Source organism: Candidatus Tumulicola sp. (genome assembly GCA_036490475.1).
Lineage (GTDB): Bacteria > Vulcanimicrobiota > Vulcanimicrobiia > Vulcanimicrobiales > Vulcanimicrobiaceae > Tumulicola.
Genome location: DASXDT010000004.1, coordinates 1 through 24,932, shown reverse-complemented (window position 1 = coordinate 24,932; position 24,932 = coordinate 1). Strand labels below are relative to the sequence as shown.

Below are 24,932 nucleotides of genomic sequence, written 5' to 3'. Positions count from 1 at the left end.
CGCGGCTCGCAAGCGCTCATCACTGGGTAGACTTTGCTATCGGCTTTAACCGCCCCATACATATGTACGACACATCCGTTTCTACGATCGGCGCTCCCACCATCGGGACGCGAAGCGCCCAGCCGCGGCAGACCACTAACGGCCCCACGTGACGCACGGATGTTACGTACATTTGCACGTAGAGTTCTTCGGGCAAAAGCGGAAGGAGCCACCAGCGCTTTAACTGGGTGAGCTTTTCCTCGTACACGTACTGCGCCTTGGCTAGAACGTCGGGTGGAGGCGTCGGCAGAACGTTGATCTCGCGATCGATATCGGCTTTGAACTGCGCGTCACTCGGAACGAACTGCGTTAGCGCATCTGGCGCGGGCGAACTCATGGGCGCAGTGGTCGGTGCGGGAGAAGGGCCAACGGCCAACACCCCTGACAGAAAGAGCATTTGCAAAGCCGACAACGTCATTTGGCATACCCCACAAGTATCGGAACTAGCCGTTCGGGACCTACTGCTGGCCTCCCCTGGAGGCGCATGTTGTTGAACCGTGCTTGCCCCCAAACCATGTTGGTTCCATTAAAACTCAGGTGAAACGCTAACCGCAGGGGGCGCCGTCGGCTGGTTCGAACGGATATTTGGCCGGAGCCAAACATCTATGTTGGTAGCTCTAGGCTCCAACATTGGCGAGTGATCGTTAGCCGCGTTGTACTTGGATCTACCGGGAGTCGTTCTCAAACTAATGTATTGTTCGAAAGGTTATCGATGTATCGGAGCGCCCTTGTAGCCGCGAGTTTGGCGGCTCTCGTCCTAACAGGTTGCAACGGCGGAGCGTCGCCGGCCCAGCAAGCAAAACCCGCGTTGTCTCGCGCGCGACATGCTGGGTCAACACCTTCTACAGTCTATGTTCTCAATCGGCAGGTTGGTAAGAAGGCAGGTTGGGTGAGCGCTTATTCCGCCGCCGGCGCGACGTTGGATCGCAAATTTGGAGACGTCGGAAGTGGCCCGGGCGTAGACAACTATCCTGGGATCGCTGCGGGCGCGTCCGGCCACCTGTATCTCTATACTGCTCTGAACCTCGGTCAGATTCTGGTCTACAAGAAATACGGCGCGGTTCTTCAACAGACGCTACAATATCAAAATAAGATTCTCAGTGCGTTAACTCTCGACGATTCCGGAAATCTTTATGCGATGGCTAGAAACGTGAAAAGATACGGCGGTCCACTCGATGAGTTTGCAGCTAATCGCGATGGTACGCTGGCACTGAAGCCCTTTGTGAGACGACCGGCGGTGTCGTACTATATCGTGACCGATCCGATGGGAGACGTCGGCTCGGCTGGCGGAGCCAACGGCTTCACGGCCTATACGAAGGAATCAAAGAGCCCGTTCTGGGTGCTGAATGCAACGAATACGAGCTACACGGCGGCCGCCTTCGACGGGTCCGGCGATCTGGCCATCGCCCAACAAGTGATAAGCGTCCCGGCCGAATACATTTACGTTTACGCTCGCGGCGCATCGACGCCAACCTATTCGATTATGAGCGACACATATGCGCCGGTGCAGCTCGCGTACGACGGTTCCGGAAATCTGTACGTGCTCGACTATTGTACTTCAAATTGTGGAACGAACCCGATCGACGTTATTTCGATCTATGCACCCGGGGCCACGATTCCCGCCAAGGTTCTCGAACCGGATCCAGGCAGTAAGTTTGCTACAATCGGCGTTAGCAAGGACGGTCATGTTGCTGCCATCGAGTACGAAGGCAGCTCGCAATACGGAATGGTTGTCTACGATCCCGGAGCGACTGTTCCCAGTGCAAGAACAACCACCGGCCTGCAGGCTCCCTTTCAAGTAGTCTTTGGAACATAAGTTCGAGAGAGGCCTAGCTCGATTGTATAGACGCCTAACGGCCATAGCGCTTACCGTTGTCGCCGCCGGCTGCGCCGCGCCGGGCCAGTCCTCGGAAACGCCGTACGGCGCAGCTACGCTACAGATGCTGGCTAGGCCGCAAGCTGCAGCTCACGGTTATAAAGTATTGTTCAGCTTCAGTCAGAACGAGCACGCCCTGTTCGGCGAGGATCCACAAGCCAGCTTGATCGCCGTAAACGGCATTTTGTACGGAACTACAAAGTACGGCGGCGCCAACCAAGATGGCACGGTGTTCGGCATCCGGACCAGCGGCAAACAAACTGTGCTCCATAGCTTTCATTCGTCCGACGGGGGCGCCCCCAAGGCACCATTGTTGGAAATTAATGGCACGCTATACGGTGCAACCTCGAATGGCGGTTCCTTCGGTGGCGGAACGGTTTTCAGTCTGGGTGCGAACGGAAGCAACTTTCGAATCCTTTACAACTTCGGACACGGAAAGGACGGATTGCAGCCGTCGAGCGCATTAATTGTCAAAAATGGAAAACTGTACGGAACCACCCTTATTGGCGGAAAGTATAACGACGGTACGGTTTTCAGCGTCGATTTGACGTCCGGAAAAGGACGCTCCATCTACTCGTTCGCGGGATACTCCGATGGGATGTATCCAACGGGAGGTCTGAGGGCCGTAGGCGGCTCGTTCTATGGAACGACGTCCCAAGGTGGCGCGTCCGGTTTGGGTACCATTTTTCAACTAACGACCGGGGGCCATAAGGCGATTCTGTACAATTTTGGCGGAACCGACGGGAGCCATCCCAATGCGTCGCTTACGTTACTGCGTGGAACGTTGTACGGCACAACCGAGCAAGGCGGAGCCTTTGGCGGCGGAACCGTCTTTTCTATTGCTCCGAATGGTTCGAACGAGCGCGTAGTGCACAGCTTCGGAATTGCTCCAGACGGTTTGGCCCCAGAGTCTGAAGTGCTCGCGATAAAAGGACGCTTGTACGGCACGACTTCCCACGGAGGCTCAATGAATTTCGGGACGATTTTTGAAATGTCGACATCCGGAAAAGAGTCCATCTTACACAACTTCATGCAAGGAGATCGATCTGACGGAGAATCTCCATTTGGCGGACTTATAGACTTGAACGGAGCTCTTTACGGCACAACGCAAGAGGGCGGCTCTGCAGACCCAACATGTACTGATTCCGGCTACGATTGCGACTACGGCACGGTCTACGCTGTACCATCACAGTGAAGAATTGAGCCTCTAAAATACCATGTTGCAGGAAACGACGTTCCGCCGTGTGGGATCCAGATCTCGACGAGAGAAATCAGAAACTCCTCGACCATTACGGGCGATCGATTGGTACCCTCAGAATCGGCGCGTTGCGTTGACCCTCGTGTTTCTCGCGCTGATAACCATCGCGTCTGCGAGAAGCGAAACTGCCGGTACGCCACCAATAACCCTGGCGTACTCAGCAACGCAACGCTCGCATCCGAGTTCCGTTATTCTGAAGTCGCCGAGGGGCGCTACGTATCGACTTTCTTTGATCCCGGATTTCGACATTGGTAAGCGTGTCGTCGTTGTAGAGCTCGTTCTTCACAGACCGAGCGAGCAGGCGACACTGTATGGGTCCCTCTTGGATCCGACCGGAATGCTACATGGCTATCAGCCCTACACTTTCGGGGCTTTCGACTACGTCAATGGTGCCAAGAAATCGGGATACGGCGCAACGAGGGTGATGAAGCTCAAGAAGTTAGGAATGGAGATGCGCGTTACGGTCACGAGGGTGCATGTCGTCCCGACTGCGGGGGACTCCGCGCGGACCCCCGAGTACAAACTTCACGATCTAACCCTGGAAATCACCACTCGAAGCCTCTAGGAGTTCTGGGCGATATAGTCTTTTGGATCCCGATCGACTGCGACGACACCATTCACGTGGTTCGCTTCAAAGTGGACGAACTCAACCGCTAGTTGTTGGCGAAGTTCGAGGCTCGCGCGCAATCGGAAGTCGGTCAAACCCTGCCGCTCTTCCTCGCCCATGTGATCGCTGTTCGCCTTATTCGCTGCGGCTATCGCTCGGAACCAGCCGTCGCTGGCGACGTCGTGCTTCGAAACTTCTGCTACTGCGTCTCGGATCTCGTTGTGGTCCTTGATCGCGTCTTCGGTTTCGTCGGCCGCGTCGTGTTTGCCGCCCGCGCCCCGGCCGACATGCAACAGCTCCGGATAGAAGAACTTCTCCTCAGCAAGTGCATGAACTTCGAGAAAGGCCGAGAGGCGCGTCCATAGCGCACCGAGCGCCGCCGTATCATCGCGACCGATCTGCTCGATAATTGCAAAAAGCCGCCGCTGTTCGTGATGGTCGTCGAGGATAAGCTGCGTGATGTCCATGTCGTCCCGTTCCGCGAGGCTTCGACCAAACCTGGTGGTCGGTTTTGGGATTGACGAGCGCGCTTGCCGGCTTTACAGTGGAGACCGGAGGTGTATGTGAACTATCGGCCGTTCGGTGTTAGACTTACTGCAACGCTTATTCTGGCGGGCTGCTTTACGCTCGCCGGGTGCGGCGGCCCTGGCCCGTCCTCGCCGGTACCTGCGTCCGCGGACCACGTCGCGCACTCCGGCGCAGGCCGGTCTGGCAGCGCGCAGACGCTGTACGTCGCCAGCGAGTCGGGAGTCGCAGCATTCAACACCGCTTCCTATGCGCTCGAAAGAACGTATGGCGCATCGCAAGGCGTGAACTACCCCCAAGCGCTCGCTGAAGATACAGCGGGAAATCTTTACGTCGCGAATCCGATCGATAACGATGTCGTCGAATTCGCTGCCGGGACGACGACGACGCTCCAGACGCTGAGCAAGGGAATGCATGGGCCTTACGCTTTAGTGTTCGATCCCTCCGGGAATCTCTACGTCCTCAACGGTGGGGCCACGGCGCAAGGTCCGAACGTCGCCGTCTATTCGCCAGACGGAAGCCTATTGCGAACGATTACCCACGGTCTCTCAAATCCAGTATCGCTCGCTTTCGATTCGTCCGGTAATCTGTATGTGGCAAATCAGGGAACGGATAACGTGACGGTATACAACGGAGGCTTAAACAAGGTGTCGCGGACGCTCGCCAGCGGCTTCCCAAACTCTATCTTGGTCGACAAGTCGGATGACGTCTATGTCGTCGGTTGCGGGATCAAATGCGTCGAGGGCAGGATCACCGAGTACGCACCTCACTCCAAGACGATCGTTCGCACGATCACCAAAGAGCTGCGCGACCCGAGGCAAATTGCGCTCGATTCGAACGGAAATCTGTTCGTCGCGCAGGCAAACGCCGGTGACGTGAAAACCCCTTGCCGTGTAACGGTGTACGCGAAGGGCCAAACGCAGCCGTATGAAAAGATTACTGACGGCGTCCACGGCGCGACGTGGGTTGCCATCGATGCATCCGATAATTTGTACGTAATGAATTCCATAAACCACTGCTATGGTAATAAGACTGGTAACATTCCCGTTTATCCGGCCGGCACAACGATGTTCGTACACCGATTTGCGAAACCAATTCTGCACCCGGTGCAACTGCTGATAGGAAGCTGAATCCGAAACCGTCGGAACTGATAGAAAACCAAATGACAAAGCCGCTTACTCTGCCCCATGAGAGGCCAATGTCACCTCGATTACAAAGTGCTTCGATGCCTCTTTAGCGATTTTCGGAGGAATGTATGCAGAACAGTCAGGTTATCGGCCCGAGTCTATGCCTACGACTAAGCTTCACGTTAGCCATAGCAACGGCGTTCGCCGGCTGTTCGGAATCCGCTGCCGTCTCCCCGTCGACGCCATCGCAGCCGGTTGCGGGCGCAAGTTCGTGGATGGTTCTCGACGCACCCAAACAATCGAGCCTGTTGTACGTGTCGAATCAGGGTGCGCGAGACGTTACGGTGTACGCGTATTCCGACGGCGGCGGCTTGAACCTCGTCGGAACGCTCACCGGGTTCCTGAAGCCCAGTGGCATGTGCACCGACAAGAGCGGCGACGTCCTGATAACGGATTCGGACGCGCGAAGGGTCTATCGATATCACCATGGTGGCACGAAACGGGTCGCTATCATTCAGGAGAGAGGCAGCTCAGTGCTGTTTTCTTGCGCCGTCGACCCCACGACCGGAGACGTTGCCACCGCCGATCAGTTCAACGGAGACGGCAAACCCGTTGGTCTCGTCAAGATTTATACCGACGGTGAGAGGAACGGCAAGAAGTACTACGTCGGTAAAATACTGCCTTACTACCTCGCGTACGACGATAAGGGGAACCTGTTCGTCGATGCCCAGAACGCGTACAATCATAACGTATCTCTACTCGAAATGACGAAGGGCGACTCGTATTTCGTCCGTTTAACGGTTGCGGGCGGTGCTCTTAATTCACCTAGCGCAATCCAATGGATCAAACCTACGCTGTTGATGGGGAACGAAACGAGCGATAGCGTAGCCCCATTCGCCGATAAACTTTTTATTTCCGGGCAAACCGCAACGATCGTTGGCCAAGTGCCATTCCCGAGTTCGCAGCAGGCTGCGGGCTTTTACCGGCGCGCCGGAAGGATCGTCGTCCCCGATCCGGTTGCGAATGAGGTCGAAATCTACACCTTCCCCGGGGGTGCCTTGTATTCGACCCTCACGCAAGCGATTTCCAATCCGGTTTCAGTTGTCGTTAGCCAAGCCGGCTCGGGCTCGTAACGCGGTGAGTATCGATTAGCTCGTCAAACGATTTTCCAAGAGATAAAAGAATCGTACGCGCCCGCGTTTGACGCACTAAACCACTGCTACGGCGGTAAGACGGTAACGTTCCGGTAACCGATTCTGCAGCTAGTGCAACTGCTCATAGGAAGCTGAAGCGATTCAAGTTAGCGGCCGAGAGCAAAGAAGCTGGCTCATTTCTTGGCTGGCAAACAAGACGGGCGCCAAGGTGCCGCAAAACCACCGGAGTTATCCCGCGACGACTCGAATAGCGGGATCATATTATCGCTTTATCGCTCGACAGCCCGGAGGTTTGACCGTGGCGTACTTTACCGATGACTCGCTTCTTCCCGAGAACATGGCCCCGCTCATGATTACGGCAGCCCCATACGGGCCGGTGTGGATGCCACAGGATGGGCCGCCGGGATATATACCCCTCACCTGGGACGAGCAGGTTCAAGCCGCCATAGACTGTTACAACGCCGGTGCGACGCTCTTACACATTCACGTCCGCGATCCCAAGACTGGGCACATTTCGAAAAATTTTAAGGAATACGGCGAACAGATCGCACGCGTACGCGAGGCCGTTCCGAAAATGATCCTGCAGATTGGCGGCTCGATCTCATTCGCCCCGGAACCCGGCGAGGTCGGGGCATTCGGATCGTACGAACAGCGGCACAAGCTCACCACGATCGAACCCAAGCCGGATCAGATCACCATTACGTGCGGCACCTCGCTCTTCGACTTGACCGCGTTGCACCCAATGGATGAGTTCGCGGGGACACGTCTGTGCAACGAAGACGCGATGCACGGGATCCGCAACATGGTGGCGGACTCGACGCCCGATTTTTACGTTGAAGAGACGCAGTTGTGCGTCGAGCACGGGATTCAGCCGTATTTCGCGCTTCCGCACATCCACGGGCTCGAGCTCGTCGAGCGCATGGTTCGGCGTGGCCAGTACATGGGTCCGATGAACGGCTTTTTCAGCACCGGTGGGGGCGGCGTCTGCGGGGCAAACCCGTTCGACTTGATGGAGCTCGTGCGCAGGACGCCGCACGGCTCGTTCTTCACGTATCAAACGACCTTTCGCTTAACCCACCCGATATCGATGATGATGATCGCGCTCGGACAGCACACGCGTGCCGGAATTGAAGACAATCTCTGGGACGTCAAAAAAGGCGTTCGAATGAATACGGTGCAGATGATCGAAAAGCACGTGCGGATGGCTCGCGAGATCGGCCGCGACATTGCGACGCCCGAGCAAGCGCGGCAAATGCTGAAGATCGGCGTGACGTACAACTCCATCGAAGAAACCCTCGCGAACCTCGGCCTGCCACCCAACCGTGAAGCGGGGCACCAGGGCTTCTTAGTTCACAGGTCCGACGGGAAGCTGCGCGAGACTGTTTTTGCGGGCTCCGATGGACACTTGCTGGCATAAGTGGTGGGTTTGCGCGACTTGCGATCTCCCGTAAGGAAACGCGCGAACTCCTTCAATTCTGAGAAGAGGTGGTGGACGAGTGACGACGACAGACGAAACCGGGCCGTGGGACGCGGCGGCCTTCGATCGATTGAAGCGTTGGAATCCGGCGATGACCGCAGCGCTGGAAAAGGTGACCAACGACCCATGGACTGGAGCGCTCGACCGTAAGACTGTCGAGCTCGTTTGCGTCGCCGTTAACGCGGCGTGCACGAATCTCAACGAGGATGGAACGCGGCGTCATATCCGAGAAGCGCTGGCGGCGGGAGCGACGCGGGACGAGCTGTTGACCGTGCTAATGATGGCCTCGCTTCTATCTATTCACACGTGCAGTCTCGGCGCTCCGATTCTACTGGAAGAATCGAAGAATGCCGGCGTAGCCAGCAACGTGAAGAACGTCGCGACACCGAGTTGCGATCGGATGCGCGCCGCCGGACAATGGAACGCCGCATGGGACCCGTTCTACGCGCTCGACCCAGCATGGACCGACGCGGTGATGGCCTGCGGTGTCACGGTCTACACCGGCGGTGTGTTCGAACCGAAGATCGTGGAGTTATTGAGCATTGCTTTAGACGCGTCGATTACGCACATGTACGCTCCGGGTACGCGCCGTCACATTAAGGCCGCGCTCCTACACGGAGCAACGATTGACGAAATCATGGATGTCCTTAAGCTTTGCGTCGCTCAGGGCGTTCAGGCACTTAACATGGGCGTACCGATTCTCGACGAGGAGCTCTCCCGAAGTCGTACGTAGTGGATCAAAACTAAGTGCGAACCACTACCGAACGCAACCTCGGCTAACGACGCGATGATTGCGCCAGTCGCGGGCGAATACTGCGGGATGCGCGTCTTCGTGATCGTCGCTCTCATAATTGCCGGAGGGTGCCAGGCTCCGCGAGCACACAGCGACCCGCGCCTCGTGTCAAAGTGGCTGTTCCAGGCACCCCGCGGCTGGGCCGAAGGGGTTCCCGCACTTTTTGCGAAGTGGCGCCCATGGTTCGGACAAACGATCCAGGATGAAATCGCCACCCAGCAATCCGGTAGCATCGCGATAGCTAGCTACTATTACCAGCGGTCGTACAACCCTGATGCCGAGGCCGAACGCTCGATACGATCGCTTTGCCCCAAAGCGTACGCCGGCCGGTCGGTGCGCTCGCCGGTCCACACGCCTTCTACTAAGACGAGGGAGCAAGCCGGGTGAAATTTGGAGATATGGCTTACGCGTTCGGCTCTTCCGCAGCGGTTGCGATGCTGTTCGGGTGCGCCGCATCGCAGCCGGCGGTTGGCGCGTTGCGTGCCCCGCAGCAAACTTCGGCGATCGCGGCGCACGCCAATGGTACGTCATGGGTGCTGCCGGAAGCAAAAAGTGAAGACCTCCTCTATGCTGATGGTGGCAGCACCTATGCAGGCGATGTGCTCATGTACACGTTTCCGCGCGGTAAGCTCGTTGGAATGCTGAGCGGTCTTACGGAGCCGGCGGGGATGTGCACCGATCGAAACGGAGACGTCTGGATTACGAAGTTTGTGAGCGGAGGAACCGTTACCGAGTACGCACATGGCGGAACCCAACCAATCGCCACGCTCGATACGGCGAAAACGCTAACTCCGCAAGATTGTTCGATCGACGCAGCTTCGGGGAACCTGGCCGTAGTTGGCTACGGGCCTGAAAAGCCGAACGTTCGAGGCCGAATCTTAGTCTATTCGGGTGCTAGTGGCACTCCGAAAACGTATAAAGTATCATTCGGTGAGACTTCGTTCTGCGGCTACGATAATCAGGGAAATCTTTTTATCGATGGCTTTGGATACAACGAACGCCCTCCGTTTGTGGCGGCCGCACTTCAAACGGGCGCGAGCACGTTCAAGCAGATTTCTTTTCGCTCCGGACAGCCTTCGCAATATCCGACGCCGGTGCAATGGGATGGCCGATATGTTGCCATCGGTGGTCCGGTAAATATCGTCCGATATACGATCGAGAATGGCATCGCTGTCGAAGAAGGGTCGACCAACCTAAACGATGTCTTCGAGCTCGCCGACGCGTGGATCGAAGGTGGAAAAATCGTAGCGACCGATGCTCCCAATTCACCGCCGATACAAATTTACAGGTATCCGGCGGGCGGCGATCCTATCGAAGGCATTGATGCATATGGCTTTGGTGTAACGGTGAGCGCGGCGAAATAGCCTGTAGCCGAGCTGGCTCGACGCGACGACAGCGGTGTATTATTGCCCGCTGATTAACTTTAACTCCACCGATTCGACGTTGTGCGTCGTGTTTAGTCCAAGGTGCGTCACATCTTCGCTGACGAGAACGGGCAGCTTGGCGATCGGGTCGTACGCGATGCGCGACGCGACAGTGTCGCTCCGTTCCCGGTAGCGATCGCCCTGCGGGGCTATCGTTCCGGAAGATTCGACAAGGACGAGCGGAGCTGCATTCGGGATAGCGCCCTCACCTTTGAGCGTAAAATCGCACGTCCAAACACCGACACCTTTGTTCAACAGGAAATGCTGTTTCCAGGTCGACGTTGCTTCTGGCGTCAGCCCATCGAAATAGCTTCGTCCCAGCAGCGGGAAGAGCGCAAGATCCATCCCCGAGAGCGCGTACGGACGCTCCATGCACCTGATGGTACCGTCCGAATAGACCTTGCACGTATGTGTGGCGCTCGGCCGCACAGAATTCCACCAAGATTCGGTGGCACTCACCGTCATGCCGCCATCGGGCGCTGGGGTTGTATCGAGGCTGATGGTTCCGGTTAGTGGTCCCGAATCGGCAACCTTCGTATTCCAGCCAAACCGATATTCGAGATGGTGCGGTAATACCGTCGATGGTGACGCTGCCGGCGTGGCATCGGGCGACCCTAACAATACGGCCAACAATAAATCTATCAGTCGTCTCGCCTCTACAGAGTGGAACGTTACGTCCAAGCTTCGCTCCTTTGGCTCAATCTCTTTTGGCCTGCCCTCGGGAGTACTACCGCTAGACGCGCTCCGCCAGTCGGGAGCAGTGGCTAATACCCCGGATTCGAAACGCTGACCGTTGCCGTGTATCACTGAGCATCGGCAAGACTGACCACGCATCCGCCCGAGGGCGCTCAATTTGCGTGGACCTTAAACCTCGCCTTGCCGCCGTCCCGCTGAGTGGATTCGTCTTTTCCTAAACCAAGATCATAAATGGCAGAACAGATACGTAACGAGTGAACAATTGTTCAAGGTTCAGGAAGTGCTTGGAAATCATCCTTGTGAGTGCGTAGATTAAATGGGCTTGAAGAGGAGCCGGCGTTGGCTCCCCGTCAACCATTCTCGAACCTACTTCATTGTAGCAGCGGCGGCGGCTTCGATTGCTGCAACGGTTGCCTCGGGAGGCATAATCATGCTCGGGTGGCTGCCGCCCGGCACGTGCGAAACATGCGCCTTCGCGCGTGTGGCCATCGATAGCTGAGCCGCCGGGGGAATCACCCGATCCGCATCGCCGATTACGTACCAAGACGGAATCGACTTCCAACCTTCGGTGGGAGGTACTTTTTCACTAAACGCGCTCGCGGTCAGCGGCCGCTGCGTCACAGCCATCAGCGACGACATCGCTGTAGGAACATCCGAAGCAAAAACCGCTCCGAAGTACTTGGTGTTGAAATACAAGTCGACATCTTTACCGGTCGCCGTCGTAAACGGAATCGGAACGAACAGATCTTTCGGCGGTGCTGGGCTGCTTGCCAAAAGACTGAATAGCGTATCGCTGCCATCCGGAACGAACGCATCGACGTAGACCAGGGCTCTAACCTTCGGATTACCCGCGGAAGCGATACTTATCACGAAGCCGCCGTAAGAATGCCCGACGAGGATAACCGGACCCGGGATGCTTTTTACAAACGTCGAGATAACGCTCGCATCGTTTCTGGGCCGCGCAGCTCGTTCGGAGGTGCCATCACCGTGTAGCCGTCGTTCTGCAGCAACTTGATGACGCCGTTTCAGCTGGAACCGTCAGCTCACGCGCCGTGGCCGAGAACGATCGTCGGCTTATCACCGCCGGACGGAGCCGGTTGCGCGATGGCAACCATTGGCGCCGCCAATGTCATCGCGGGAAAGAGTGAGAAGGTTCGGAGTATATTCATAAGCCAACTTTCGAGAAACGACTCGCTCGCGCAACCACGCGCCGTTGAAGCGTGTCAAGCCTCGATCGTTTCGGCGGCCTGCACGACGGCTATTATCCTGTCGCAGTCTTGCTCAACGTCAATGGCTCACTCTACGGCACGACGAGCGCTGGGGTAAAAACTACTCAAGTACGGTGTAGGATCGTAGCCGCCGCGTGACGCGGCGCTGCCGGTCGCGCGGCGACCAGCGTTTGTTCGAGGATGTTAATTTAGATGGGGCGCCCCCAATGACGACGTACTAGGACTGCACGCGACATCTTTACGCGACATCTTTAAAAGGAGCTTGAATTGAATCGCAAAGAGTTGGCATACGCTGCCGTCGGGGTTGCCTTAGGCGCGGCCGGGTGCGCGCCGCAAATGAAATCGCTTGTCGTACCCGCCGCCAACGCGGAAGAACGCTCGGACTCTCCGCACCTCGAGACAGCCGTGATCACGCTAATTTCCGGCACAACGAGTGACGTGTCTAGCGCGCTCTTTCACCTTTTGCCGAAGTCGGGCTGGAGTATTGAAAGCAACGATCCTCAGCTGGAAGTTTCGATTGCTAATGGACACGTAGCGACGCTCGTGGCACCCCAATACGAGAAAGTAATGTTTATCGCGAAGGTAACGATTTCGCACACGAGTGGAACGGAATTCATGGTGCGATGCCACGTCGAGACCAATTGCCATGTCTGAAGCCGCACATCATAGCGGTCGAGGATGGTCCAAGAGCCGTGAGCGTATACGATTCAAGGCTGGCGCGCTCTTACGCTATCGGGCTCGGGACGGGTGGTATCCCACATCCTGTGCGCGTCTGAGAATAGAAGCTTCTGGCAGATAAAAGTTTCCAGCAGGTCCGGATGTAAGCCCCGATAGCCCAAGTGACGTGCAGGACGATAACGATCCGAACGGCCCGGCGATGACGTTTTCCCATTGGTCTACGGGGAGCACCGAAGAACGTCCATTTAACACAAGGAAAGCCAGTTCGAAGACCACATAACCGACTGCAAATCCTCTTTAGAGTTAATTCTAAAAGGTTTCATGGGAACTTCAGACTGTGCTTACAAGCCGCGAGTGGAGGAAGCTACGGTTAACCGAAACCGCCGAGCATGGAAGCATCCCGCTCAGTTGGAGATCCTCCTTAAGGATCCGCGATCTACGTTCCCGTGGATCGGATCGCCGGCGCCACGCAAAACCGGATATTTCAATCACTAAGTTTAATATCGGCGAGACCGAAGAGGCTCGCTTGAGAGAGCGGTAGTCCCGTTTATTCGGTCCACCATTTGGGGGGGCACATGCTAAAATGCTGGCTGACGAGAACCTTCTGTTGTTTGGCGGTCATCGTGACCGTTGCTTGTTCGAATGCGGCTAAAACGCCCAAAACTCCCGGGCCGTGCGACCCGAGTGTTGAATCCAATGATATAGGTATGAAGTGGCCCTGCATGAGTTCCGAGCGCAGGGTCCAGTTTGCCGAAGGCCTTGCTGTAAATCCAAGCACTCGTCGATTGCTTGCGATCGATGCGTTCGGAAACGTTACGGTTCGGTCAACGGGCGAGCGAGGAAAGATGCTGCTCCGGAAATCGGTTGTCGTAACAGACGACTCGTCACACTCAGTCTTGGTTGTACCAATATTATTAGACAACGACAAATGGATGGCTCTCAGCTGGAAGTTTGACGGTGAGTTCGATCACTCCGAAGGACTTCACCCGCTGTAAGTTATGAGGCGGCGATTCGGCCCGCAAGCAACGTTAGCCCATGAAGTCAACTGCCATTCGGTCGGCGACCCGCGGCCGTGACAAAGTAACACGGCCCGCGAAATCGCGAAGCAGTGATCCCGTTCTTGAACATGTAATCTTGCGTGAGCACGCGCGGGAAGCCTAGGGACCGACCACCATACTACCCGAGCGTTTAATGCTTTTCGTTCTAGTCCGAGTTAGCGAATACGTGGAGTTGACCCGGTTCCGTGGAGACTTTCTTTCTTGCAGCGAAAGGGTCTCTCATGGCAAAGCGCCCCACTCACGCCGCCGGAGTTCCGGCGTAGGATCGTACAGCTAGTCCGCTCCAACCCGTCGAGTACGAACGCAACGATCTACGCGAGTGTATCGACTACCTCGCACAGTTCCCGCAAGTGAAGATCGCAGTAGACATTGGTCTCGGTGCGTGCGTGGCGCAGCATTTTAAAAGGTGCGTCGCAGCCGCGCCTGACCACAGCGGAACGGATCCGGCGGTGCGCTGTTCGCAATTCTACGTCGGTCGAGCTGCAGGATTGAGGGAAGTAAGGAAAGGAAGCCTGGCAAAAGATGACGCAGGTTAGTTAGTCTCTCGCTAGCCGCTTTCCAGGATTGACGTATTCTCAGCTTCCAGTGTGAAAGTGGAGGAAGGTTGGTTTTTAAGAGCAACCAATTTTCTTGCTTTACGAGTTTATTTCGGTATCATCGCACGATGACAGCGATCTGACGGCGAGCCTCGTTATCGCGGCGTCCTTCATCTTTTTTCCATTCTAGGAGGTGCAGTGTCCTGTAGTTTACGCGCTGTTCTGATCGGCTCCGTGGCGGTTGCTTTGCTTCCCGCGTGTGCAGGAAGCGGCACCGCTCCAGGCCCTACCGCGGTCACGCCTTCCCTGAGTACCGGTCTAAACGCACGGGCTGCGTCAGGCAAACCCACCGTATATGCGGCAAGTCTAAACGCCGCAGGCAAACCTTTCATTGCCGTTTTTGGGGCCGGAGGGGAAACGTTTTCGCGAAAGATCAAACACGGATTCGCGGTTGCCGCCGATTCGAGGGGTAATGCTTACATCGCGCACACTCCAGTGACGGTCTATGCTGACGCTGGGAAGACGCTGGTTCAGAAGTTCCCAGTTACGAACGGACCACGAGAGCTAGATTATGGCAACGACATTGTCCCCGATGGTCTGGGCGACTTCTATGTCACGTGCGGACATCATATGCTTTGCGAGTACCAAATCGGAAAGAACGGACCGATACGCGAACTTCCCGCCGGATTCGGTTCCTTAGCGACAGATAAGTCGGGGGATCTTTATCAATCGGTCAATGGTGGTGAGGTGGTGGAGTATTCCCCCGGCAGCACGTCCCCGAAAAGAACGATAACCAGCGGCATTGCCTATCCGGAAGCCCTCGCAGTCGACCACAAAGGAAACCTCTACGTTGGGAATTTGGAAGGAGGTACAGACTTTACAGCTGACGTTACCGTTTATGGCCCCAATGATAACTCCCCCAGGCAAACCATTAGCGAAGGCGTAACCAATCCGCTCATGATCCGCGTTGACTCTGACGGAAATGTCGGCGTTCTCAACTTCACTAACGTAACAATGTATGCTCCTGGCAGCGATACACCCTCGAATGTCATAACGCAAGGCATCGCCAACGCTGATTCGTTGGCTTTTGACCAGTCAAACAATCTGTACGTAGCGAACTTCGGCGCGACGAATAATGATCCGGGAAGTATCACGGTCTACGCGGCCGGTTCGTATTCGCTCACTCGGACGATTACAAAGAACATCAAGCACTCGATTAGCGTGGCGGTCGGGCCCTAAACTCGGTACGCGCCCTCCACAAAAAGGGTGGCGGCTAAGAGCGGAATACGGCTTCGCGAATCGCGGGGCCGTGTTTGCGGTGCAGCGCCCCGGTAGCCGGCCGCAGCGGCAAAACCGGAAGTTACAAGGCCCTTATGAAGTATTGGTTGCCCGGAATTCTCGAGACGGAACCGATGGACAGTAAGTCAACGCGAAACGTCGAGCGTTCCATTGAGCCGGTGAATTGACAATCGTAACGCGTGGGTTCTAAGATGAGGGGTATTATTAGGAATCGGCGCCCTTCATTACTTCGTGTTAGGAGTTAATTCGTGAACCGTCAAACGGTCATCGCAGCACTCGCAGCAAGCATCATCCTCGCGGGCTGCAGTCAGGGCAGCGTCCCGATGCAATCGATGAATCCGTTGGGGGCTTTCCAGTCGGCCGATATGCTAAGGAATGCTTCCGAGCAGGCCGAACTGTACGTCGCCAACCCGGCTGTTAATACCGTCACGGTGTACCCGACGCAGCGCTCCGGGAAATACCGCACGATCTCGCAGGGACTGATCCAACCCGCAGCTTTGGCATTCGATGCTTCGAACAATCTCTATGTCGCAAATTGCGGAGGCTGTTACGACGCGTCTAAATCTTCCGTGACCGTCTACGCCGGAGGGAAGAGCAAGTTGTCTCGCACGATCACCGACGGTGTGGTGAGCCCTCTATCGATAGTCGTGGATTCGGCGGGAAACTTGTACGTGGCAAATACCGGCGCAAACACGGTAACGGTCTATGCGCCTGGAAGCAGTGCAGTTTCGCGTACCATTTCTTCAGGCGTGTCGGGCCCGACGCGCCTTGCCCTCGATGCGTCCGGCAACCTGTACGTGTCCAATGGAAACAACACCGTGACGGTGTACGGCGCCGGGAGCGGAACCATCTTGCAGACAATCACCGACGGCGTGAAGACTCCTGAAGTCATGGCGTTCGACCAGCAGGGGAGGCTTTACGTCTCCAACCTTCCGCATAAAAAAGAGGGAAAGGTTCAAGTGTACGCGCCGGGCGGTGAGGCGCTCGTCAAAACGATCTTCCGAGATATAAGGATGCCGTACGCGCTCGCCTTCGATACGAATAACGAACTGTATGTCGCCAACTCGTTCGGCGGCGCCGTCACGGTGTACCCAGCGGCGAGGAACAAGGTGAGCCGGACGATTTCGCAAGGTGTCGACGGCCCGGACGCGCTCTTGTTCGATTCGGCCGGCGAGTTGTACGTCTCGAACGAAAGCAATAACACGGTTACTGTCTATGCAAAAGGCGGGAGCGAGCCGATACGGACCATTTCTGGCGGTATGAGCGATCCTTACGCCCTGGCGTTCGGTCCCTAAAACAAAGAAGACGCTAAGAGCCCCCATAGCGCAGGTGCGCTCGTCTCACTTTTACACGGCGTCGCAATTCGCGGGGCCGTGTTTGCTTTGCCATGGACGCGGATCGCCGCCCTGCGGCCGGCGATCCCGAGGCCGACAGTCGGCTTGTACCTTACTTGGTGAACACCCGTGAAAGCTCTTTTCCTGTGTTGAAATTGCGGGCATGGCGCAACGTGGTCAAGGGCTTTTCGCTGCCACGTAACGCGACGGCTCAACGAACTCGGCGTCTGGCCACCAGGCTAGGTTGCTGAGGAGCCGCGAGCCCTAGTCCGGGCTTTTTTCTTTCCGAAGCCCAACACTCGCCGGGTCTCAGGTGTCTAGTAGTAGTGAACGCAGCCCAGAAAGAGAGACGTTGGTGACCGTAGATTTTGCACCGGAGATAGTCCGGGCGGCAGCGGCTGGGGAGCGAACCAGCCAAGAGATCCTGTTGGAAACGGCTTGGCCGCATGCTTTTCGAATCGCGAAGTCGATCTTGCGGAACGACACTCTTGCTGAAGATGCAGCCCAAGAAGCATGTGCAAAGACACTAAGCAGCATCGGAACGGTCCGTGATCCGAATTCCTTTCGCGCTTGGTTCTTCCGGTTGGTCGTCCGTCAGTCTCTCTCAGAACTGAAGAAGCCGCAAATCTTTGCTGACGTACAATCGCGATCCGGTGACCCCACCGACTCCTATGTAACTTCCTTAGATGTGCGCGCAGCGCTGTTTGCTCTTCCTATCACGCCTGCGAATCCCAATGGTTCTTCACCACTATTGCGATCTTAGCAGTAAAGAAATTGGACACATCGTCGGTGCACCTGGCGCAACCATTCGCTTCCGCTTGGCTGAAGCGCGACGGTCGATGCAGCGGTTCCTGCGAGAAAACGAAAACTATGCAACGCAACCGAAAGAGGCCCTACAGTGACAAATTTTTATCATCAGGAGATCATGGATGCTCTTCAAGAAGGCGCAACTCCCCGCTTCAGTTTCGCAGCCATCGAGCGGCGTTCAAAGGCCCTACAAAAAACAGCGGGGCCTAGCAAAAGAGCAGCCGTCACGGTGGTCTTCCTCGTCTTAGTTCCCTGTCTCGCGGCTGCCGCTGTCATCGTACCGCCGGCTCTACAACAGGCCATAGTGCGACAGCTTGCACAATGGAATATCAAACCTGCGGCGGGTGGGACGTGGCAGATGGGCACCGATGTTAGTTTGCAAGAACTCCACAAGTCTGCGGCGTACCGGGTAGTGCTGCCTTCAGGTTTACCTAGCACGGCGCATTTGATCGAGATCGTAAGAAACACACCTGACAACACTTCGTATACTTTCACCTATCAACTTCCCCAAGGACGCAAAGCTTGGTTTATGCTGCAAAAGCGGTTGAACGCCACCGCGTACGTGCCCGTATTTATAGTTGCGAAGAGCGACGATTCTGGGCGCTCCGTCGAAATGAAAAGGTATCCGGCACAAGTCTGGTTTTCTGGGGATGAAGTAGTCACGTTATCTTCGGACGTTCTCACAGGCGCGCAGATTGATGCGATCAAGGCGGCCATGAATGGCGTAGATGCTCCACTACATCGCGGGCCTGTCCGTTAATTGCCCAAGGATAGCGCTTGCCGGAGGGCGCCTAACGCGCTCAAACTGCGAGCGGCGGCGTCGCGATCCAATGGCCTCCGAAATGCGTATCGAGGACCAGGGTTCGTTTACCAGAAGCCAAGACTTGACGACGCTGGAAGGCGAACCTATCATGCCAACAGGCGGGCGGGTTAAGCATTGCCGCTAAATTGCGTTGCTCACAGAAAGGTCACCGTGAATTTTAAGCGCTATTGTCTAGCAAGTGGAGTCGTGCTTGCCATTTCCCTTGCAGGTTGCGCCGGCCCGACATCAGGTGTGACGCCGGGAACCAGTGGACCACAGTCGGGTTCTCTTCTGAGTGCGCCGGAAGCATCGAGGGCAACCGCAAACGCAATGGTAAAAAATACCTTGTATGTTCTGGATGCAAACTACATGGGACAGTATGAGGTCGCCGTTTACGCTGGTAACGGAAAGAAGCTGTTGCGGACGATCGATCTCGGCGGGTCCGGAAAAGGTCGGAAAGGGATTGCTATCGATTCCAAAGGAGATCTGGTTGCGTCGCTCGGCAACACCTTGAACATTTATAGCAATCGCGGCGCGAAGGTCATCGGAACGCTGAAACAAACGTCCGGCTTCGGCAACATTACTCTCGACAGCTCAGATAACTTGTATACCACTTGCGAACGTGGCGACGTCTGCGAATACGGCTCATTGCAACAGAAAGTAACGCGTCGCCTAAAGGGTTTACGTGCGGGGTACTTCGCGGTTGACAAATCGGGCGACCTGGCAGTCCAGACTACCGTCGCAACTAGCAGCTATGAGATCGAAGCATTTGCTCCCGGGCAAACTGAACCGTACTGGACCATCCCAGCGCAGTCGAGTTCAATAAATACCCTGGCGTTCGATCAACAAGGTGATTTATACATCGCGATTGGCAACAATATCGCAGTCTACCCGCCGAATGCCACCTCGCCTTCGCAAACAATATCACTGTCCGCGCCTGCATCGGCTCTGGACTTTGACTCGTCTGGTAACCTTTACGCAATTAGTGGCCTAGGCACGAACAAAGTTGAAGTTTATGCTCCCGGAGGAGGCACTCCAATCAAAACACTTACACAGGACTCTGCAGTCGCCCTCACGATCGACAGTTCGAATAAGCTGTTCGTAGCCAATCTCGGCGTCGGTCAAAGCGATCTGGGAAGCGTCTCAGTCTATCAAAAGTTCAAGCCCGTGATGACCGTGACAAACGGTATCGCGAAGCCGATTGGTGTCGCGGTCGCACCGTAACCCAGCTCTTTCCTGCAAACTAGGTCCGACGTTAAGGTCGCGTCTCGTTTGCGGCGATCCACGGGAAGACCGAACGGCTATCGCTCCCCTGGCCGAAGCGTGTTGTTTCGCGTCGCGAATCGAGGCGTCGCGCCGAATGGGATTGAAGCAGGCGTCGAAACGTGGTGCCCCCTGCCGAGCCGCGGCTCGCAGTAAAGCGATTCGCGGCCACGCAGCAAGCAGTGGCCTCCAACTCTAGCGGTGCTGTCTTTCGGCCAGCGATGCGCCGAGACGCGTAGGTATTGCTGCTACACTGCGGAGTGGATCCCGTGACCAGTAGTCGAACATATAGTCTCTCATGACGGACTACTGTCCCACTTTGAACGCTCGACTTACGATACTACGCCCGCTTGTCGCGCATCACGCCAATGCGCTCTTTCCGATTTTCCGAGATGTTGATCTATGGCGATATACCGGTCGGGAAGAACCGAAGACGCTCACCGCTATGCAAGGACGCTATCGGCGCCTGGAGAGTCGCAGAAGCCCGGACGGAAAGGAACTTTGGCTGAACTGGGCAGTGGAGCAACGTGAGGACGGTCGGCCGGTCGGTGTCGTTCAAGCGTCCGTGCCGATATCGCGCTCGCACGCGGACATTGCCTACGTTCTCGGGCGGGCATTTTGGGGACATGGGCTTGCGATCGATGCCGTGAATGCGATGCTCGACTTCCTACGAGTGACGTTACACGTTCGTACAGCCCGTGCGTCGGTCGATTCACGCAATCTCCCGTCGGTTAAACTTCTCGAACGGCTCGGATTCCGCATCGACGATGCGATTGATCCGATGAGTGTTTGGTTCAATAAGTTGCTGCTGAACTAGCTCTAGGCTCCGGTAGCGCTCGGCGACGGGCTAGGCGCTCCAAGACAAAGTGGTTTCAAGCTTTCGGTTTTGCCCTACCGAGCGCAGGCTTGCGCGACGTTTTTACGTCGCTCCACGGAATGAGCTTTATCTTAGCGAAACAAGTCTCGCATGTTCGCTTGGCGCAGCCTCGTAATCGTTCTGATCCTGGTATTGTTTTTTGACAGATCGATAGCTTACTCCGACCCAACACCGACGCCCACTCCGCGCGCTGTGCCCGACTCCCAGGTCGACTCGATCATCGACCCTCGATTTTCGCCGCAGGAACATGCGATTATCAAGCAGTCCCTTTTATCACTTCGCCCAGACCAGCGAACTCGCGGCTTCATTCTCCGTACTATCGATGGCAAGATCCATGCGAGCTCTTGCGACGGCCTAGCGTTCGAAGTTCACGAACAGCTAATACGGGCAGGGCTCGCCATTGCGACTCCAGATGGTACTGACGTTCAGCCGTTGGTCCGGGCAGCGAACTATCCGGCTGCCGCATCTTGTGGCATCCAGATTCCAGCGAGTGGTCGTATCGACAAGAGCCATGCGGTCCCAGAAGAGACGCCGTCCTCGGCTTCAAAGCCCGGCCCACCTCTTACGGCACCGTCCGGCGACGTTTGGCATTTCCGTCGCAGCGTCGCAAGGGGGTTAGCTCGCGTAGTGGTGTAATTTCCGCCTAGGCCACGACGGCGGACGAGTAAACCCTAGTAGTCGTAGTAAGGCGCCAGGCTTAGGTAATCGAGCATACCCGAGGACGTCAGTGCGTACTGAAAGTCAATCGATTCGGTCGCGAACCGACGGCACGACTAGGTCGGTGGTGAGAATAGCGATAGCAGCGGAACTGTGTTCAGTATTACGACGACCGGAGAAAAGCACACCGAAGGCCGTGGGGCACTTTCTATCGATCCCCCAGCGAACAAGCAAAGGTGTGCCGGGCAAGCTGACCTTCCGATGCTGCAAGGGCTTTGCAACTTCCGGTTTTGACCGGCCCGTCTAGCTGTTTCGGGAACGGTCCTCGGCATGGAACGACGAGTCCATTCGCCAATTGGACCGCCATGTCGCCCACTAACCGGATCAGCACCTTACTTGTTTTGTCTATCTTTTGGGCCGCCTCACTCTTCACCCCGGCGTTTGCTGCGGCAATCCCTATTGCGAAGGGCCAACCGCCTCAATTAACCCTGCGGTACTCGGTCAAGGGTCTCTCGCCAACATTTGTGCTTCTGAAGTCACCGCGAGGTGTTACGTATCAACTTTCTCTACTTCCGCATTACGACGTTGGGAACCATCTTGTAGTTATAGACCTTGTACTTGCGAGGTCAGACAAAAAGGCATCGACAAACGAACGCAACCTCTTGGAGCCGAAGGGCATGTGGCATGGCTATGAGCCGTTCATTTTTGCGGCGCACGATTATGTCAAAGGTGCGCAGAAATCGATATACGGAGCGACCAGGGTGATGCGACTTCAGGACTTAGGAATGGAAATGCGCGTTACGGGCGTTGCCGTGCATGTCGTACCGATCCCTGGGTCGAGCTTCCCCGACGGGGGCCCTGATTACCAGTTCCAGGATCTCATTTTATCGATCAGCACTCGGGCTCTTTCGGATTGACATAGGGCGACCGTAGGCTGGCGGCATTGGATCGCGGTCTTAAGGAACTGGCAGCGGGCGGGCCCTACGGCATTTATGCTGAGATCAATGTCTCCCCGCGTAAGGACAACGAATCTGATATGCCCGGCCTTGCCTATTCGGATATCGCATTCGAAGCACCGAACGTGCATGATGAACGTCCCGGAGCCTATACGAATCCCATTCTTGCAACGCTGGTTACGGGCGGCGCTCGATTGATGCTTGCACTAGCCGAACACGAAGTAACGAAGGCTGGAGGCACCCATGCCTTCTGCGATACCGATAGCCTCGCAATCGTTCGAGCATCGAATGCGGCATCGGGCATTCCAGGACTATCGGATGCAGCAATCGATGCAATCGTAAAGCGATTCAATTGCCTTAACGCGTACGATCCGAAGCTCGTTCCGAATCTGCTCAAGGTCGAATACCCGCAGTATCCGGATCTGCAATGCTATGCGGTATCGGCGAAGCGCTGCGTCCTGTATCGCCTTCGGCCCGGCAATCGTATTCAGATCATCAAAGCATCGGAAAGCGGATTAGGGGCAATCATCGGGCGTTCGGCAAACGAATCGACGCCCAAACTCGCTCGGCGGATCTGGCTATCGATCTTGATGCAGCATGTCGAGGCCAATCCGATGCAACGGCGCCGCGCGACGCCGTTGATTGCTTTCGATGTACCGCTGCGGCGCAAGTTCCAGGTTGCCCAGCCGGCGATCTTGGAACGCCTGTGCAGAACGTTCAACAAGGATCGCAACTTTGATATGCGCGTGAAGCCGTTCGGGTTCGTGCAGACCGTCGTGCCGGATCGTGATGACGGGACGACTCCGATGGCACCGTTCGAAAAGGATGCGCGCAAATCGATGCGATTGCCATGGGTAGATTTCAAGTCGGGAAAGCCGGTCCGATTAGATTGGCACTATACGGCGATGGCCGGACGATAGGAGTTACGATGCTTCAGGATTATATCGTTGGTTACTAGGATCACCCCGAAACAAAGGCCGCTGATGCGCACGGTCAACCAGCCGGGCGGGACACTATTGGTTTGCTCGGCCGATTGCGTGTTCGTTCGACGCCTGTGAAGCGAATCGGCAAAGAAGTGGATCGCTTAAGCGGCGATGAGGGCGCGACGCTAGGGGAAGAACGTCCGTGCGAATATGAAGACGGCTATATTGTCTCAGATATCGTGTACTTGCGCAGATTGCCGCAACGGCAAATCGCTTCCGGATTAGGATTGAGCGAACGCGCGTGGAGGAGCATCGCAAAGGGCACCTCTCGACCTCGGTTCGGCACCGGCCAGGCAATTAAGAAGTTGGCCGATCAGCGCCGAGAACGTCGATGACTTTGGCTAGTCTAGAAACCGCGCTCCTCCCCGTCACTCCGCGTTCCATTGCCGCGGCGGTCTAGCCGGGATTAGATTCACGAAAGATTGCACTCGCTCAGTAGGCGACATGCGATCCATGTAAAAATCTGGACAGATGAGAAATCGTGCGCTGAGCCTAATCGGCCAAGTTTTATCGCCCCAAGAGGGGACGCAGAGAAAGTTCTGCGCTCCAACTTTATGATTCAGGTGGTCGGTGCCTTGACCGTCCTCGCGGCCATTTGTACGGCGCCCTGCGTGTTTTTCCGGCTGCTAACGCCCTCTACGGATTCAAAACTCGCGTTTGCCTGTTGTACCGCCGCCTCAGCTGCATTTGGTTTTAGCGAGGGACTACTTTTGTTTTATACGTACCTGGTAGCTACGGCGCAAGGTGATGTAGTCGCTTATTTGGCAGCGCTGTTCCAAGCGACATTGTTTGGCGTTTTGTCGCTTTTTACGGTGGGCATTGCACTGTTCGTGATAGTATTTGTCTTTTTATCATTGCCTTCAATGCGGCACACCAGCAAGAGCTCGCGCCCAACGTACTATTCCGTCGCTCTGACAATGTTCGCTCTCGGCTTAACGTTGGCTGTCAATGGCTTTCGCCTGCCAACGCCCTAAAACTGCCGCGCCCCGAATGCGTCGATGCATAGTGACGTCCAGCCCAGTAAGATCTTCCCTGTGCTGCGGACCGCCGACTATGAAGCACTCGGTGCTGGATTCGCTTTCATGAGATCTTCGGATGCGCGTATTTATTTCGGTCCCTCCGCCATCGAAAAGACATCGTTCATCTTGCTGCTCGTGCAAATGCTCTTGCTTTATCCGGTGGTGTTCATGATATTCACATTCCGATGGCTATTCCTGAAATCTCCAGGCGATTGAGCCGCCTAGAAGCCATGCGGTTGTGCTTGTCGCTCGCAACGCCCAATTCGCAGCCACCTCGACCGATGGGTCTTCGGAGGATTCAAGTAGCTGAATGCCCAGTTGGGATAGGCCCTGAATCGGGAGCCAGGGATTACTGTGGATTTCCGCCCAAACGGGCACGTAAGGAGATCCACGCATGCGCAAGAGTCGCTTCACGGAAGCGCAGATCGTCGCCATCGTTGGTGAGTACGACGCCGGAG

At 56.1% G+C, this 24,932-nt stretch carries 21 protein-coding genes; 16 read left to right on the top strand and 5 right to left on the bottom strand.

What is annotated here, in order from left to right; translation table 11 throughout:
- Window positions 1–19: 19 nt before the first annotated feature.
- A complete protein-coding gene (locus VGF98_02940) occupies window positions 20–376 on the bottom strand; it encodes a hypothetical protein (GenBank protein ID HEY1680582.1) in 357 nt (118 codons plus the stop codon).
- A 552-nt stretch (window positions 377–928) separates the two neighbouring features.
- On the opposite strand from VGF98_02940, the gene VGF98_02935 reads away from it, so the two are divergent.
- Window positions 929–1,855, top strand: coding sequence for a hypothetical protein (locus VGF98_02935; GenBank protein HEY1680581.1), 927 nt, complete (start codon window positions 929–931; stop codon window positions 1,853–1,855).
- 22 nt (window positions 1,856–1,877) lie between these two features.
- Window positions 1,878–3,110, top strand: coding sequence for a choice-of-anchor tandem repeat GloVer-containing protein (locus tag VGF98_02930; protein HEY1680580.1), 1,233 nt, complete (start codon window positions 1,878–1,880; stop codon window positions 3,108–3,110).
- A 624-nt stretch (window positions 3,111–3,734) separates the two neighbouring features.
- On the opposite strand, the gene VGF98_02925 is transcribed toward VGF98_02930, so the two are convergent.
- Entirely contained in the window at window positions 3,735–4,247 is a 513-nt protein-coding gene (locus VGF98_02925; GenBank protein HEY1680579.1) for a hemerythrin domain-containing protein, read from the bottom strand.
- Between the two features lie 96 nt (window positions 4,248–4,343).
- Between VGF98_02925 and VGF98_02920 the strand changes: the two genes are divergently transcribed.
- The 5 genes from VGF98_02920 (at window position 4,344) to VGF98_02900 (ending at window position 10,220) form a co-directional block, all read left to right on the top strand.
- Window positions 4,344–5,435 (top strand): NHL repeat-containing protein, encoded by a 1,092-nt coding sequence (locus tag VGF98_02920; GenBank protein HEY1680578.1) that lies wholly within the window; start codon window positions 4,344–4,346, stop codon window positions 5,433–5,435.
- A 125-nt stretch (window positions 5,436–5,560) separates the two neighbouring features.
- Window positions 5,561–6,565, top strand: coding sequence for a hypothetical protein (locus tag VGF98_02915; protein ID HEY1680577.1), 1,005 nt, complete (start codon window positions 5,561–5,563; stop codon window positions 6,563–6,565).
- A gap of 370 nt (window positions 6,566–6,935) precedes the next feature.
- Window positions 6,936–8,003 carry a 3-keto-5-aminohexanoate cleavage protein gene (locus VGF98_02910; GenBank protein ID HEY1680576.1) on the top strand — a complete coding sequence of 356 codons (1,068 nt, stop codon included), beginning with the start codon at window positions 6,936–6,938 and terminating at the stop codon, window positions 8,001–8,003.
- 79 nt (window positions 8,004–8,082) lie between these two features.
- Complete coding sequence (locus tag VGF98_02905; GenBank protein HEY1680575.1) at window positions 8,083–8,796, top strand: carboxymuconolactone decarboxylase family protein; 714 nt, start codon at window positions 8,083–8,085, stop codon at window positions 8,794–8,796.
- Between the two features lie 458 nt (window positions 8,797–9,254).
- Window positions 9,255–10,220, top strand: a complete 966-nt coding sequence (locus VGF98_02900) for a hypothetical protein (GenBank protein ID HEY1680574.1) — start codon at window positions 9,255–9,257, stop codon at window positions 10,218–10,220.
- A gap of 39 nt (window positions 10,221–10,259) precedes the next feature.
- Here VGF98_02900 and VGF98_02895 read toward each other — a convergent pair whose 3' ends face one another.
- From VGF98_02895 to VGF98_02885, 3 genes are all read right to left on the bottom strand, one after another.
- Window positions 10,260–10,961 carry a hypothetical protein gene (locus tag VGF98_02895; protein ID HEY1680573.1) on the bottom strand — a complete coding sequence of 234 codons (702 nt, stop codon included), beginning with the start codon at window positions 10,959–10,961 and terminating at the stop codon, window positions 10,260–10,262.
- 381 nt (window positions 10,962–11,342) lie between these two features.
- Complete coding sequence (locus tag VGF98_02890) at window positions 11,343–12,005, bottom strand: alpha/beta hydrolase (GenBank protein HEY1680572.1); 663 nt, start codon at window positions 12,003–12,005, stop codon at window positions 11,343–11,345.
- A 14-nt stretch (window positions 12,006–12,019) separates the two neighbouring features.
- The gene (locus tag VGF98_02885; protein ID HEY1680571.1) at window positions 12,020–12,145 is read right to left on the bottom strand and encodes a hypothetical protein; all 126 of its coding nucleotides are present in this window, start codon (window positions 12,143–12,145) and stop codon (window positions 12,020–12,022) included.
- A 327-nt stretch (window positions 12,146–12,472) separates the two neighbouring features.
- On the opposite strand from VGF98_02885, the gene VGF98_02880 reads away from it, so the two are divergent.
- The 9 genes from VGF98_02880 (at window position 12,473) to VGF98_02840 (ending at window position 24,429) form a co-directional block, all read left to right on the top strand.
- On the top strand, window positions 12,473–12,859 hold the full coding sequence (locus VGF98_02880; GenBank protein ID HEY1680570.1) for a hypothetical protein: 387 nt from the start codon (window positions 12,473–12,475) through the stop codon (window positions 12,857–12,859).
- 1,816 nt (window positions 12,860–14,675) lie between these two features.
- The gene (locus VGF98_02875) at window positions 14,676–15,716 is read left to right on the top strand and encodes a hypothetical protein (GenBank protein ID HEY1680569.1); all 1,041 of its coding nucleotides are present in this window, start codon (window positions 14,676–14,678) and stop codon (window positions 15,714–15,716) included.
- A gap of 308 nt (window positions 15,717–16,024) precedes the next feature.
- Entirely contained in the window at window positions 16,025–17,071 is a 1,047-nt protein-coding gene (locus VGF98_02870; protein HEY1680568.1) for an NHL repeat-containing protein, read from the top strand.
- A 394-nt stretch (window positions 17,072–17,465) separates the two neighbouring features.
- Complete coding sequence (locus VGF98_02865) at window positions 17,466–17,873, top strand: sigma factor (GenBank protein HEY1680567.1); 408 nt, start codon at window positions 17,466–17,468, stop codon at window positions 17,871–17,873.
- 135 nt (window positions 17,874–18,008) lie between these two features.
- Window positions 18,009–18,677, top strand: coding sequence for a hypothetical protein (locus VGF98_02860; GenBank protein HEY1680566.1), 669 nt, complete (start codon window positions 18,009–18,011; stop codon window positions 18,675–18,677).
- Window positions 18,678–18,890: 213 nt separating this feature from the next.
- Entirely contained in the window at window positions 18,891–19,943 is a 1,053-nt protein-coding gene (locus VGF98_02855; GenBank protein ID HEY1680565.1) for a hypothetical protein, read from the top strand.
- Window positions 19,944–20,280: 337 nt separating this feature from the next.
- A complete protein-coding gene (locus VGF98_02850; GenBank protein HEY1680564.1) occupies window positions 20,281–20,799 on the top strand; it encodes a GNAT family N-acetyltransferase in 519 nt (172 codons plus the stop codon).
- Window positions 20,800–22,552: 1,753 nt separating this feature from the next.
- Complete coding sequence (locus VGF98_02845; GenBank protein ID HEY1680563.1) at window positions 22,553–23,392, top strand: hypothetical protein; 840 nt, start codon at window positions 22,553–22,555, stop codon at window positions 23,390–23,392.
- Window positions 23,393–24,009: 617 nt separating this feature from the next.
- Window positions 24,010–24,429 carry a hypothetical protein gene (locus tag VGF98_02840; protein HEY1680562.1) on the top strand — a complete coding sequence of 140 codons (420 nt, stop codon included), beginning with the start codon at window positions 24,010–24,012 and terminating at the stop codon, window positions 24,427–24,429.
- The last annotated feature ends 503 nt before the right edge of the window (window positions 24,430–24,932 follow it).